Annotated in this window: 12 protein-coding genes; 2 read left to right on the top strand and 10 right to left on the bottom strand. The window is 71.8% G+C overall.

Annotated features, from left to right (window positions below):
* Window positions 1–93: 93 nt before the first annotated feature.
* The 5 genes from PSESU_RS06065 to efp form a co-directional block, all read right to left on the bottom strand.
* Window positions 94–810, bottom strand: a complete 717-nt coding sequence (locus PSESU_RS06065) for a squalene/phytoene synthase family protein (RefSeq protein ID WP_013534889.1) — start codon at window positions 808–810, stop codon at window positions 94–96.
* A 58-nt stretch (window positions 811–868) separates the two neighbouring features.
* Complete coding sequence (gene gph, locus PSESU_RS06060) at window positions 869–1558, bottom strand: phosphoglycolate phosphatase (protein WP_013534888.1); 690 nt, start codon at window positions 1556–1558, stop codon at window positions 869–871.
* Window positions 1555–2283: a bifunctional 2-polyprenyl-6-hydroxyphenol methylase/3-demethylubiquinol 3-O-methyltransferase UbiG gene (gene ubiG / locus PSESU_RS06055; RefSeq protein ID WP_428992106.1), complete on the bottom strand. Its 729-nt coding sequence runs from the start codon at window positions 2281–2283 to the stop codon at window positions 1555–1557. Before ubiG ends, gph begins: the two co-directional genes overlap by 4 nt.
* Window positions 2284–2356: 73 nt before the next feature.
* A complete protein-coding gene (locus PSESU_RS06050) occupies window positions 2357–3694 on the bottom strand; it encodes a TRZ/ATZ family hydrolase (protein WP_013534886.1) in 1338 nt (445 codons plus the stop codon).
* A 351-nt stretch (window positions 3695–4045) separates the two neighbouring features.
* On the bottom strand, window positions 4046–4612 hold the full coding sequence (gene efp / locus PSESU_RS06045) for an elongation factor P (protein ID WP_013534885.1): 567 nt from the start codon (window positions 4610–4612) through the stop codon (window positions 4046–4048).
* 113 nt (window positions 4613–4725) lie between these two features.
* Between efp and epmB the strand changes: the two genes are divergently transcribed.
* Window positions 4726–5766 carry an EF-P beta-lysylation protein EpmB gene (gene epmB, locus PSESU_RS06040; protein ID WP_041763925.1) on the top strand — a complete coding sequence of 347 codons (1041 nt, stop codon included), beginning with the start codon at window positions 4726–4728 and terminating at the stop codon, window positions 5764–5766.
* 11 nt (window positions 5767–5777) lie between these two features.
* On the opposite strand, the gene queA is transcribed toward epmB, so the two are convergent.
* On the bottom strand, window positions 5778–6809 hold the full coding sequence (gene queA / locus PSESU_RS06035; protein ID WP_013534883.1) for a tRNA preQ1(34) S-adenosylmethionine ribosyltransferase-isomerase QueA: 1032 nt from the start codon (window positions 6807–6809) through the stop codon (window positions 5778–5780).
* 70 nt (window positions 6810–6879) lie between these two features.
* Entirely contained in the window at window positions 6880–7311 is a 432-nt protein-coding gene (locus tag PSESU_RS06030) for an Lrp/AsnC family transcriptional regulator (protein WP_013534882.1), read from the bottom strand.
* A 194-nt stretch (window positions 7312–7505) separates the two neighbouring features.
* Between PSESU_RS06030 and PSESU_RS06025 the strand changes: the two genes are divergently transcribed.
* Window positions 7506–9002, top strand: a complete 1497-nt coding sequence (locus PSESU_RS06025) for an aminotransferase class III-fold pyridoxal phosphate-dependent enzyme (protein WP_013534881.1) — start codon at window positions 7506–7508, stop codon at window positions 9000–9002.
* Window positions 9003–9145: 143 nt separating this feature from the next.
* Here the strand turns inward: PSESU_RS06025 and PSESU_RS06020 are convergent, their stop codons facing one another.
* The 3 genes from PSESU_RS06020 to PSESU_RS06010 are packed head-to-tail and all read right to left on the bottom strand — an operon-like array spanning window position 9146 to window position 12316.
* On the bottom strand, window positions 9146–9763 hold the full coding sequence (locus PSESU_RS06020; protein WP_013534880.1) for an inorganic diphosphatase: 618 nt from the start codon (window positions 9761–9763) through the stop codon (window positions 9146–9148).
* Between the two features lie 55 nt (window positions 9764–9818).
* Window positions 9819–11192 carry a purple acid phosphatase family protein gene (locus PSESU_RS06015; RefSeq protein WP_013534879.1) on the bottom strand — a complete coding sequence of 458 codons (1374 nt, stop codon included), beginning with the start codon at window positions 11190–11192 and terminating at the stop codon, window positions 9819–9821.
* Complete coding sequence (locus PSESU_RS06010) at window positions 11180–12316, bottom strand: phytase (RefSeq protein WP_013534878.1); 1137 nt, start codon at window positions 12314–12316, stop codon at window positions 11180–11182. The genes PSESU_RS06015 and PSESU_RS06010 overlap by 13 nt, the downstream gene beginning before the upstream one ends.
* Between the last annotated feature and the right edge of the window lie 130 nt (window positions 12317–12446).

The following is a 12446-nucleotide window of genomic DNA, read 5'->3' as shown; positions in this document are numbered from 1 at the left end:
GGGCGCCGGACCATTGCCGCGCCATTGTAGCGGCTGGGGCCGGCGACCCCGGCCGCGGGGGCGGGACGGAGTGTGCCGGCGGGCGGCCCCGGTTCAGCCGCGGGCGGCCCGCCAGGCGGTCCAGAGGATGCCCACTGGAGACGCGGCGACGCGCTTGCCTGCCGCCTGCGGACGCAGCCGGCCCCGGGCCAGGGCGGCCCAGATCCGGCGCGGCCGGGGCCCGGCGATCCGCGCCGGCCAGCCGTCGAGCAATGCCTTGGCCCAGTCACGCTGCGCACGCTCGGCGGCGGCGGTGCCGCCGTCCCCGTCGAGCAGGCTCAGGGGAACCGCGGCCTGGCCGACCTCGGACAGGCGCTGCGCCAGTACCTGGGTCGCCAGCTGGCGCGGCTGCGCGGCGCGGCCATCCAGCACCACCGCCTCGACCTCGGCCACGGCCGTGGCATAGCGCTCCAGCGCGACGACGGCGGCCTGCGGGTCGGCGGCACGCGCGCGGGCCGCCACCAGGTCAGGCAGGGCCGCGGCGAGGCGCTCCCACGGCGCCGGCACCGGCTGCAGGATCCGGCCCAGCGGATGGCGCGAGCGCTGCCCGGCCCAGTCCGAGAGCTCGGTCGCCCACCAGCCCAGCTTGGCATCCGCCGGCAGCGGGTCGCCGGCGATGTTGAGGATGTCGTCGAACTCCTGCAGCAGGGCGAACCAGGCCACGACCCGGTCACGGCCCTCCTGCGGCACGAACACCTCGGCCACCGCCCACTCCGGCCAGCGCTGCCGCCATTTGTCCAGGAAACTGTCGAGGGCCGTGGGTGTGCTCATGGAAATTCTTCGGCGGGCGCGTGGCCCGCAAGCCGGTGGTGCCGGCAGGAGACGGGAATCAGCGGCGCGGCCAGGCGGTCGGTTCGACCAGCTCGTGCGGACGGGCGGCGACACGGTCGGCCTGCCAGGTGAGCGGGTCGTCGCCGTCGAGGCGGTAGCCCCACAACACCGCGATCGAGGGCATGCCGGCTCCCTTGGCAGCCAGCACGTCGCGTTCGTCGTCGCCGACGTAGACGCAGTCGGACGGATCGACACCGAGGGTGCGCGCGGCCTCCAGCAGCGGCAGCGGATGCGGCTTGCGCTCGGCATAGGTGTCGCCGCCGACCAGCACCGCGCAGCGTTCCTGCCACCCCAGTCCGGCGACCACGTCGCGGGCCAGGTATTCGGCCTTGTTGGTGATGATGCCCCAGCGCGAGCCAGCGGCTTCCAGCGCCTCCAGCATCGCGGCGATGCCGTCGAACAGGCGGCTGTGCCGGCCCAGCTCCTGCTGGTAGACCTCGAGGAACTCGGCCACCAGCGCGGCATGAGCCTCGCCCTCGGCCTCGGCGAACACGAAGGACACCATCGCCCGCGCGCCCTTGGACACGTGCTTGCGCAGCGCGTCCGCATCCACCTGGCCGAGGCCACGGGCGGCCAGCATGCGGTTGGCGGTGGCGACCATGTCCGGGGCGCTGTCCAGCAGGGTGCCGTCCAGGTCGAACAGGGCCACCTGCGGGAACCGCCCGCCCTTCCCCACCCCGGACGTCACGGCTTCACCGCGCAGGCCAGGTAGTTGACCGAGGTCTGGCGCGAGAGGCTGGCGCGATTGCGCAGCGGGTCGTAGAACAGGCCGCTGACGTCCTCCAGCTGCAGGCCGGCGTCGCGCAGCCAGGCCGCCATCTCGGAGGGCTTGATGAAATCGGCATAGCGGTGCGTGCCCTTGGGCAGCAGCCGCGCCACGTACTCGGCACCGACGATGGCCAGCGCGAACGCGGCCGGGGTGCGGTTGAGCGTGGACAGGAACAGGCGGCCGCCGGGACGCAGCAGCTTGGCGCAGGCGGCGATGATCGAACCCGGGTCGGGCACGTGCTCGAGCATCTCCATGCAGGTGATGGCGTCGAAGCTGCCGGGACGCTCTTCGGCCAGCGACTCCACCGACTGCACCAGGTACTCGACCTGCACGCCGGATTCCAGCGAATGCAGGCGCGCGACCTTGACCAGCTCGGGAGCCAGGTCGGCGGCGGTGACGCGCGCGCCGCCGCGGGCCAGGGCCTCGCTGAGCAGGCCGGCGCCGCAGCCCACGTCCAGCACCGCGCTGCCGGCCAGCGGCACGCGCGTGGCCACGTAGTCCAGGCGCACCGGGTTGAGCACGTGCAGGGCACGCTGCGGGCCGTCGGGATCCCACCAGCGGTTGGCCAGGGCGGCGAACTTGTCCAGTTCGGCCTGGTGGTAGTTGGCGCTGGTGGCGGCTTCGGCGTGGGTCGTCATCGTCATTCCTCCGCGAGGCGGCCATTGTAGGCCAGCGCCCCGCGATGGCCGCGCGAGGCGCGGCCGGGGATTGCAGGGTTCAGCGACCGAGCGCGGCGATGCGCTGGCGCCACTGGCGGGCGTTGGCGACCAGCGCCGCGGTATCGATGTCCACCAGCCCGCGCGCGTCCAGCTTGCGGCGGCCGGCGATCCAGACGTCGGTCACCTGCTGGCGGCCGGTGGCGTAGACCAGCTGCGACAGCACGTGGTGCAGCGGCTGGGTCTCCAGCGCCGACAGGTCCACGCAGACCAGGTCGGCCTCCTTGCCCGGCTCGATCGAGCCGATGCGCTCGCCAAAGCCCAGCGCGCGGGCGCCGCCGAGGGTGGCCGCGCGCAGCGTGGTTGCCGCGTCCAGGGCGGTGGCGTCGTTGGCCACGGCCTTGGCCAGCAGCGCCGCGGTGCGCAGCTCGCCGAGCATGTCCAGGTCGTTGTTGCTGGCGCAGCCGTCGGTGCCGATGGCCAGGTTCACGCCGGCGCGCTGCAGGGCGCAGGCCGGGCAGAAGCCGGAGGCCAGCTTGAGGTTGGACTCCGGGCAGTGCGCTACGTGCACGCCACGCTCGGCGCACAGGTGGATTTCGGCCTCGGTCAGCTGGGTCATGTGCACCGCGATCAGGCGGTCGTTGACCAGGCCCAGGCGGTCCAGCCGCGCGAGCGGACGCTGGCCGTACTCCTTCAGCGAGTCGGCGATTTCCTGCGCGGTCTCGTGGGTGTGCAGGTGGACCTGGGTATCGAGCTGGTCGGACAGCATCCGCACCCGCTCGAAGTTGGCGTCGCTGACGGTGTACGGCGCGTGCGGCGCGAACGCGGTGGCGATGAGCGGATCATCGCGCCACTGGTCGTGGACCTCGCCGGCCTTGTCGAAGTACTCGTCGTCGCTGCGCGCCCAGGCGGTGGGGAAATTGATCACCGGCAGGCCGACCAGGGCACGGAAGCCGTGCTTCTTGTAGACGGCGGCCTGCACGTCCGGGAAGAAGTAGTTCTCGTTGGCGCAGGTGGTGCCGCCGCGCAGCATCTCGGCGATGGCCAGGGCCATGCCGTCGGCGACGAACTCCGGGCCGATCACCGCGGCCTCGACCGGCCAGATGTGCTGCTGCAGCCAGGTCATCAGCGGCAGGTCGTCGGCGACGCCGCGCAGCAGGGTCATCGGGTTGTGGGTATGGGCGTTGACCAGGCCCGGGATCAGCGCCGCGTCGGGACGCTGCACGACCTCGGTCGCGGAGAACCGCGCTCGGGCCTCGGCGGTCGGCAGCACGGCGACGATGCGGCCGCCGGAAACGGCGACGGCGTGGTCTTCCAGCACCACGGCATGCGGTTCGACCGGCACGACCCAGCCGGCTTCGATGAGGAGGTCGCAGGCCTGGGGGGAAATGTCGGTCATGCGCTCCTACTTGGTTCGTTGTTGTTATTGGAGGACATCATCCCAGCGTGGGACGGATGCGTCACGTGCGATGCCATCCGCCGTCGTCCCTGCGCGGGCGGGGACCTGCTGGCACTGGTCGCGGGAAGGTGGCCAAACGCCGGTGCGCGGACCGGGCGAAAGGCCACTGGCCACCACTGCCCTGGCGGACGACGGGCGCTCGATGCGCCGGGGGCCGCAGGTGTGCGGGGAAGACTGGAACCTGCGGTCCCAGCATCACTGGCATGCCTGCCAGGAGTCCGGCGGCCACCGCCTGCGCGGAGGGCCGGTGCAACTGGCCCGTGGTCGCCGCAGCGGCCACGGGCCGGATCATCACTTCACGCGGGAGACGTACTCGCCCGAGCGGGTGTCGACCTTGATCACTTCGTCCTGGGCCACGAACAGCGGCACGCGGACCACGGCGCCGGTTTCCAGGGTGGCCGGCTTGCCGCCGGTGCCGGCGGTGTCGCCCTTCACGCCCGGATCGGTCTCGACGATCTTCAGCTCGACGAAGTTCGGCGGGGTGACCTGGATCGGGTTGCCGTTCCACAGGGTGACCACGCAGTCCTCCTCGCCCTTCAGCCACTTCGCGGCGTCGCCGACGCCGGCCTTGTCCGCCTGGACCTGCTCGAAGGTCTCCTGCTGCATGAAGTGCCAGTACTCGCCGTCGGTGTACAGGTACTGCATGTCGGTATCGACCACGTCGGCGGCTTCCACCGAGTCGGTCGACTTCATGGTGATTTCCTGCACGCGGCCGGTGCGGATCTGGCGGTACTTCACGCGGGTGAAGGCCTGGCCCTTGCCCGGCTTGACGTACTCGGTATCGGTGATGATCGCGGGCTCGTTGTTGACCAGGATCTTCATCCCGTTCTTGACGTCGTTCATGCCGTAAGAGGCCATGGGAACTCCTTGGGGTATGGCGTGGCCGCCAGGCGGCGGCCGGCAAGTTGGTGGCGGCGGTTAGAATGTGCAGGCGCCCCGCCGTCTCGGCCGGGCCGTCCTCCAGACCGCACATGATACCTGCAGCCCCCACGCCCATGCAGCCAGAACCCGTGCTGGCGCCCGCCCCCGTTCCCGCCACCCCGCGCTGGCAGCGCCTGTGGCGCGAGGCAGTGCGCGACCCGCGCGAGCTGCTGGCCCTGCTCGGCCTGGACGAGGCGGCAGCCCGGATCTCCGGTGCGGCCGCCGGCCAGTTCGCCATGCGCGTGCCGCGCGGCTTCATCGCCCGCATGCGCCATGGCGACCTGCACGACCCGCTGCTGCGCCAGGTGCTGCCGGTGGTGGACGAGGAGCGGATCGTGCCCGGCTTCGGCCTGGACGCGGTCGGCGACGGCCTGGCCAAGAAGGCCGACGGCGTGATCCAGAAGTACCACGGCCGTGCCCTGCTGGTGGCCACCGGCAGCTGCGCGATCAACTGCCGTTACTGCTTCCGCCGCCATTTCCCCTACGCCGAGGAGACCGCCGCGCGCGACGGCTGGGCCGGCGCGGTGGCCGCGATCGCGGCCGATCCGGGCATCGACGAGGTGATCCTGTCCGGCGGCGATCCGCTGTCGCTGGCTACGTCCAAGCTGGCCGAACTGACCGCGCAGCTGGCGACAATCCCGCACATCCGCCGCCTGCGCATCCACAGCCGCCTGCCGGTGGTGCTGCCGGAGCGTATCGACGACGCCTTCGTGGAGTGGATGTCGGCCCTGCCCTGGCCGGTGGCGTTCGTGATCCACGCCAACCACGCCAACGAGTTCGACGCTTCCGTGGACCAGGCCCTGGGCCGCCTGCGCCAGGCCGGCGCGCAGTTGCTCAACCAGGCCGTGCTGCTGCGCGGGGTCAACGATTCGGTCGATGCGCTGGCCGACCTGTCCGAGCGCAGCTACGCCGCCGGCGTGCTGCCGTACTACCTGCACCAGCTGGACCGGATCCAGGGCGCGGCGCATTTCGAGGTCGGGGACGAGCGCGCCCGCGAACTGCACCGGCAGCTGGCGGCGCGCCTGTCCGGCTACCTGGTGCCGAAGCTGGTGCGCGAGGTCCAGGGCGACCCGGGCAAGCGCCCGCTCTGAACCGCGGGACCTCAGTCCTCCAGCCCCCACAACAGCATCGCGTCGCCGTAGGAGAAGAAGCGGTAGCGCTGCTCCACCGCATGGCGGTAGGCGGCGAAGATCCGCTCCTGCCCGGCGAAGGCCGAGACCAGCATCAGCAGGGTGCTTTCCGGCAGGTGGAAGTTGGTCACCAGCGCGTCCACGCTGCGGATCCTGTAGCCGGGGAAGATGAAGATCCGGGTCTCACCGGCGAACGGCTGCAGCTGGCCATCGCGCATGGCGCTCTCCAGCGCGCGGACCACGGTCGTGCCCACCGCGATGACCCGGCCACCGGCGGCACGGGTGCGGCGGATCTGCGCCACCAGCTCGGCGCCGACGTTGAGCCACTCGCTGTGCATGGTGTGCTCGCGCACGTCCTCCACCCGCACCGGCTGGAAGGTGCCCGCGCCCACGTGCAGGGTGACGTGGCCGAACTCCACGCCGCGCTCGCGCAGGCGCTGCAGCAGGGCGTGGTCGAAATGCAGGCCGGCGGTCGGCGCCGCCACCGCGCCGACTTCGCGCGCGAACACGGTCTGGTAGCGCTCGGCGTCGGCCGCGTCGGGCTGGCGCTGGATGTAGGGCGGCAGCGGCAGGCGCCCGACCCGCGCCAGCCACTGCTCCAGCGGCTCGTCGAGCTCGAAGCGCACGACGAAGAAGGCGTCGTCGCGTCCCACCACCTCGGCCTGCCCGCCGCCATCGAGCACGATCCGCGAGCCGGGCCTGGGCGACTTGCTGGCGCGCATCTGCACCCGCGCCTGCGCGTCCGGCAGCAGGCGCTCGATCAGGATCTCGACCCGGCCACCACTCTCCTTCTGCCCGAACAGGCGCGCCGGGATCACCCGGGTGTCGTTGAACACCAGCAGGTCGCCCGGCTGGAGCAGCTCGGGCAGGTCGCGCACGTGCATGTCGGCGAACTCGCCCTCGCCGGGCGGCACCACCAGCATCCGGCTGGCCGAACGCTCGGCCAGGGGCGCCTGCGCGATCAGTTCCTCGGGCAGGTCGTAGTGGAAATCGGACTTCTTCAAGGCGGTGGCGGCGCGTGGGGGGCCGGTATTGTACGGCCGCGCGCCGCCCGGCCCGCCGCCGCGCCGGGGCTCAGCGCTCGAACTTGGTCGAGAGGATGATCGAGGACGAGGTGCGCTCGACCCCGTCCACCGCGCCGATGCGGTCGGTCAGCTCGTCCATCGCACCGACGTCGGCGGCCACGCCCAGGGCCACCAGGTCGTGCGCACCGCTGACCGAATGCAGGCTGCGCACCTCCGGCATCTCCGCCAGCGCCTTCACCACCGCGGGCATACGCTTGGGCGAGACGGTGACCAGGATGTGGGCGCGGATGCGGTCGCGTTCGTAGCCGTCGTCCAGCCGCACCGAGTAGCCGCGGATCACCCCCTGCTTCTCCAGCCGGTCGATCCGGCTTTGCACCGTGGTCCGCGACAGCCCCAGCCGGCGTGCCAGCTCGGCGGTGGACTGGCGCGCGTTCTCGCGCAGCAGGGACAGCAGGGCCTCGTCCGAGGCAGATAGTTTCATGGCGACGCCATTTTTCGTCGAATCGACGAAATGTTACATCGGATTCGCCTGAATACAGCTGCCAAGTGACGATACGGCCCACTTAAGATGGGGGTGAACCGCCCGCGACCACGCCGGGCGACCACCGCCCCGCCAGTCCGCACCCGCCCCGACCCCGTCGCCGCGCCCGGACCGGCCCGAACCGGAGGCCTGCCATGTCCGTTCTCGCTCCCCTCGCCCCGCTGCGCGCCCACGCTGGCACCCGCCTGACCACCGGCCTGGATGACGCCGCGCTGGAGCGCCTCGCCGCCGGGCACCCGGACCTGGTCGCGGCCATCGCCGCCGCCGGCGCCGAATACACCCGCCAGCGCGAGGACCTCGCCGACCTGTTGGACCTGGACGAGGAAGCCCAGATCGCCGCGCTGCAGGAAGGCTTCGTCAACTTCTACGCCGACGACTGCGTGACCCCGTACGTCGCCCTGGCCGCGCGCGGCCCGTGGGTGGTGACGCTCAAGGGCGCGGTCCTGTACGACGCCGGCGGCTACGGCATGCTCGGCTTCGGCCACGCCCCGGCCGAGGCGCTGGAAGCGGCCGGCAAGCCGCAGGTCATGGCCAACATCATGACCCCCAGTCCCTCGCAGCGCCGTTTCGTGAAGGCCCTGCGCGCCGAGATCGGCCACAGCCGCGGCGCCTGCCCGTTCGATCGCTTCATGTGCCTCAACTCCGGCTCCGAGGCCGTCGGCCTGGCCTGCCGCATCGTCGACATCAACGCCAAGCTGCAGACCGACCCGGGTGCGCGCCATGCCGGCGCCACCATCAAGCGCCTGGTGGTCAAGGGCAGCTTCCACGGCCGCACCGACCGCCCGGCGCTGTACTCGGATTCCACCCGCCGCACCTACCGCCAGCACCTGGCCAGCTACCGCAACGAGGATTCGGTGCTGGTGGTGCCGCCGTACGACATCGCCGCCCTGCGCAAGGCCTTCGCCGATGCAGAGGCCAACGGCTGGTTCATCGAGGCGGTGTTCCTGGAGCCGGTGATGGGCGAAGGCGATCCGGGCCGCGCCGTGCCGGTGGACTTCTACAAGGCCGCGCGCGAACTGACTCGCGCCCACGGCAGCCTGCTGCTGGTGGACTCGATCCAGGCCGGCCTGCGCGCGCACGGCGTGCTGTCGCTGGTGGACTACCCCGGGTTCGAGGGCGTGGAGCCGCCGGACATGGAGACCTACTCCAAGGCGCTCAACGCCGCCCAGTTCCCGCTGTCGGTGCTGGCGGTGACCGCCGATACCGCCGCGCTGTACCGCAAGGGCGTGTACGGCAACACCATGACCACCAATCCGCGCGCGCTGGACGTGGCCTGCGCCACCCTCGGCATGCTCACGCCGCAGGTCCGCCGCAACATCCGCGAGCGTGGCGCCCAGGCAGTGCAGAAGCTGGAAGCGCTCAAGGCCGAGCTGGGCGGACTGATCACCAAGGTCCAGGGCACCGGCCTGCTGTTCTCCTGCGAGCTGGCCCCGCAGTTCAAGTGCTACGGCGCCGGATCCACGGAGGAATGGCTGCGCATGCACGGGGTCAACGTGATCCACGGTGGCGAGAACTCGCTGCGCTTCACCCCGCACTTCGCGATGGACGAGGACGAGCTGGACCTGCTGGTGTCCATGGTCGGCCGCGCCCTGCGCGAAGGGCCGCGTCGGGAGCAGGTGGCGGCCGCCTGAGGGCGCGAGTCGCTTGAAGGGCTAAAACGAGGCTCAAGCGCTGACTTCGGGCAGGGGCCGCCGTGCCTTGGGCATGCGGCGCGCCCCTCGGGACGGCGGACTCCCTCCGAAGTCATGCAACCGGAAGCCCTGCCGTTGCCGCCTCACTCCCCTCGGTACCGCTCCAGCGCCCGGCCGATCAGCGCCCTGGCCTCGGCCGCATCGCCCCAGCCCGACAGCTGCACCGGGTTGCTGCCTTCCGGCAGGTCTTTGTAGATCCGGAAGAACGCCTCGATCCTTTGCCGCTCGATCTCCGGCAGGTCGGCCAGGTCGCGGATCCGCGCATAGGTCGGATCCACCTTGTCGACCGGCACGCCGACGATCTTCTCGTCGTGCTCGCCCTTGTCGAGCATGCGCAGCACTCCGATCGGGCGGAAGCGGAGCAGCACGCCCGGATGCAGGGGCTCGCGGGTCAGCACCAGCGCGTCCAGCGGATCGCCGTCGCCGGCCAGGGTCCGCGGCATGGAGCCGTAGTTGGCCGGGTAGACCACCGGCATCGACTGGAAACGGTCGACGAACAGCAGGCCCTCCTCATTGATCTCGTACTTGGTGAAGCTCCCGGCCGGGATCTCCACCGCCAGCAACACCTCCTCCGGTGCCTGCCTGGGCTGGGACGCCTGCAACGGATGACGGACGGGCGCCTGCTCCTGCCCGGCGAGAGCCGGCCAGGACAGGCAGGAAAGCAGCGCCACCGCGGCGACGCGACGGATCAGCACGTGCATGGGTTCGGCTCCTGGGGAAACGGGTGGATTCGACCGGCGGCGAAGCGGCGGCGCATCACTCCCAGCACCGGTCGGCACGCCCCTTGAGGGTCCGCGCGCGGCCGCAGGCGCGCTCCCCTATGCGGCCGTCGGCCTGCTCGACCAGCCGGGTCGCCCGGCCCTCGCGCACCAGTTCGAAGGCGTCGTACAGGCGACCGGTCGCGGTGCGCGACTCGTAGCGCAGGCGTGCGCCGTCGATCCGGATCACCTGGAACAGCTGGGTGTCCTCGGCCACCGGCGCCATCGTCGCGCGCGCCTCGGGCGAGAGCCGGTACTGCTTGGCGCCGGCCACCGAAACCAGGTACTGCGGCGTCGCCTGGCCGGCCCGCAGCCCGCCGCGACGGCCGTAGACGTGGTCGTGGCCCTGCAGCACCAGGTCGACCCGGCGCCGCTCCAGCACCGGCAGCACGTGTTCGCGCAGCAAGGCGTTGTCGCGGTCCTGGCGCGGCGAGAACATCGGCTGATGGACCATGACGATGCTCCAGCGTCGCGGGCTGTCGGCCAGCACCGCGTCCAGCCAGCGCGCCTGGTCCCGGGCCGTGCCCAGGTCGAGGGCGGAGGTGCCGTCGAGCACCGCCACTCGCACGTCCTGGTAGTCGAACCAGTAGCTGGTGCCGCGCGCACCCGGCGCGCCGTTGCCGGGCAGGGCGAACACGACCGGCCAGTGCGCGCCGAGCACGCGACGTTCCTGCGGCGTGTCCTCGAACTCCTCGAAGTACTCGTGGTTGCCCGGCGCCGGAGCGACCACCATCGAAGTCGGCAGCGCGCCGAGGGAGGCGAACCATTCGCCCCATTCGTTGTCGTCCTCGCCGTCGCCGCCGCTGACCAGGTCGCCGGCGAACAGCGCCAGGCGCGCGTCGGGGGCGTGGCGCATGGCCTCGCGCAGCACCCGCGTGCCCAGGCTCAGGTTCTTGTTCTGGGTGTCGCCGAAGTACAACAGGGTCAGCGGCGCATCCGCGGCCGCGGCGGTGCGGGTGTGGAACCAGGCGCTCCAGCTGCGGTCGCCCTGCACCCGCCAGGCATACAGGGTGTCGGGCTGCAGGCCGTCGACCTCGACCCGGTGCTGGTGCGCAGGCCCGTTCTCGGTCCGCAAGGGCGTACTGGCCGCCTGCAGCCGGCGCGGGCTGCCCATGTCCGGCGAATCGCCGGCGACCACGATCTCCAGCGCGGGCGAGCGCACCGCGGCGTCGGTACGCCAGGCCACCGCAAAGCCGGTAGCCGCCTGCTGCAGGGGCGAGGCGACGATCCGGTCCGGCGCGCCGCTCGGTGCGTGCCAGGCGGCGCCTTTCGGGACCTGGGTGTTCGGCTCGGGCGCGGCGTCGCGGGCCTGCAGCGACGCGCAGGCGGCCAGCAGCAGCCCGGCGGCGGCGCGACGGATCAGCGCGCGCATGCCGGCAGCTTCAGCGCGGCGGCGATGTCGCGCCAGTCGAACGCGGCCACCCCCAGGTCCAGGTGCGAGGCGTAGAACACGCCCTGCGGGAAGCGCGCGTCGCCGCGCGGATCCAGCCACACGCCATCGGTCAGGCCGGTGGCCTGTCCGGCGAACGATCCGACGTGCTCCAGGCGGGTGCGGTCGAACAGGTGGAACACGGTGCGGTCGGCGAACTGGTCACTGGCCACCCACCAGCCGCTGCCGTCGGCGCAGGCCATCAGGGCGATGCCCTCGGCCTGGGCCACGTACTGGCCGGCACCGACATCGCGGCCGCGGTAGCGGCCCTGCAGGTCGTACTCGCGCAGGCGGGTGCCGGTGGGCACGTCCTCCTCGGCCACCAGCAGGCGGTCGTGGGCTTCGTCGCCGAACAGCGACTCCGGCACCCGGATCGCGCCGGCGGCGCTGGTGTCGCCGAAGGTCCCGGCGGCGCGCGCGCTCCAGCCGTCCGCGGCCTGGACCACCTCGTAGCGGCGGAAGCGCCGGTCCAGCTGGTCCAGCGGCGGCACGATGTCGTCGCCCTGCGCGTCCTCGCCGGCCATGTAGGCGTCGCTGACCAGTACCTCGTAGCCCTGGCCGCGGTGGCGCACCCATAGGCCGTAGGGCTGCTGCAGCCCGTCCTGGCCGAAGCTCAGCAGGGGAACGAAGTCCGGCAGGGAGAACATCTGCACCCGGCGGTTGTCGCGCTCGACCACGAACAGGTAGCGGTCGTCGATCGTGGCCACGCCGTTGGGCCTGCGCAGCTGGCCCGGGCCCGTGCCCGGACCACCGACGGTACGCAGGCGCCGGCCGTTGTCGCCGTCGTAGACCACCAGCCGGTCGGTGGCCTTGGCGCTGGCGACCAGCATCCGCTTGCCGTCCTGGATCCAGCTGGCCGGCGAATCGATGTTGTCCTCCGGCGTGGGCGGGGTCAGGAAGGCTTCCTTCACCACCACATGCGGTACCTGGTGGTCGCGCAGCAGGACGTCGTCGGCATCGTACTGGTCGGGTTCGCGGTCCGGCACGGCGGCGGTCGGCGTAGTCGAGCAGGCGGCCAGCGGCAGCATGGCAGCCAGCCAAAGGCAGGAAGACAGGCGCAACTTCATGGTTTCCCCAGCATGGTTCCAAGGCAGGTGCCGCATCGTATGAAGCGATTGTGACAATCCGGAGAACCGACACGCCGCTGTCATCGCCCGCCCACGTGTCACACCGGTGCCATATCCGGCGGTGAAAGTT

This window comes from Pseudoxanthomonas suwonensis 11-1 (assembly GCF_000185965.1).
Taxonomy (GTDB): Bacteria; Pseudomonadota; Gammaproteobacteria; order Xanthomonadales; family Xanthomonadaceae; genus Pseudoxanthomonas; species Pseudoxanthomonas suwonensis_A.
Note: the sequence above shows the minus strand (reverse complement) of the source record. Positions and strands in the feature narration are given on the sequence as shown.

Coding starts and splice junctions, on each gene's coding strand:
- PSESU_RS06065 (WP_013534889.1), bottom strand. CDS start 810: ATGAGCACACCCACGGCCCTCGACAGTTTCCTGGACAAATGGCGGCAG.
- ubiG (WP_428992106.1), bottom strand. CDS start 2,283: ATGACGATGACGACCCACGCCGAAGCCGCCACCAGCGCCAACTACCAC.
- PSESU_RS06050 (WP_013534886.1), bottom strand. CDS start 3,694: ATGACCGACATTTCCCCCCAGGCCTGCGACCTCCTCATCGAAGCCGGC.
- efp (WP_013534885.1), bottom strand. CDS start 4,612: ATGGCCTCTTACGGCATGAACGACGTCAAGAACGGGATGAAGATCCTG.
- epmB (WP_041763925.1), top strand. CDS start 4,726: ATGATACCTGCAGCCCCCACGCCCATGCAGCCAGAACCCGTGCTGGCG.
- PSESU_RS06030 (WP_013534882.1), bottom strand. CDS start 7,311: ATGAAACTATCTGCCTCGGACGAGGCCCTGCTGTCCCTGCTGCGCGAG.
- PSESU_RS06025 (WP_013534881.1), top strand. CDS start 7,506: ATGTCCGTTCTCGCTCCCCTCGCCCCGCTGCGCGCCCACGCTGGCACC.
- PSESU_RS06020 (WP_013534880.1), bottom strand. CDS start 9,763: ATGCACGTGCTGATCCGTCGCGTCGCCGCGGTGGCGCTGCTTTCCTGC.
- PSESU_RS06015 (WP_013534879.1), bottom strand. CDS start 11,192: ATGCGCGCGCTGATCCGTCGCGCCGCCGCCGGGCTGCTGCTGGCCGCC.
- PSESU_RS06010 (WP_013534878.1), bottom strand. CDS start 12,316: ATGAAGTTGCGCCTGTCTTCCTGCCTTTGGCTGGCTGCCATGCTGCCG.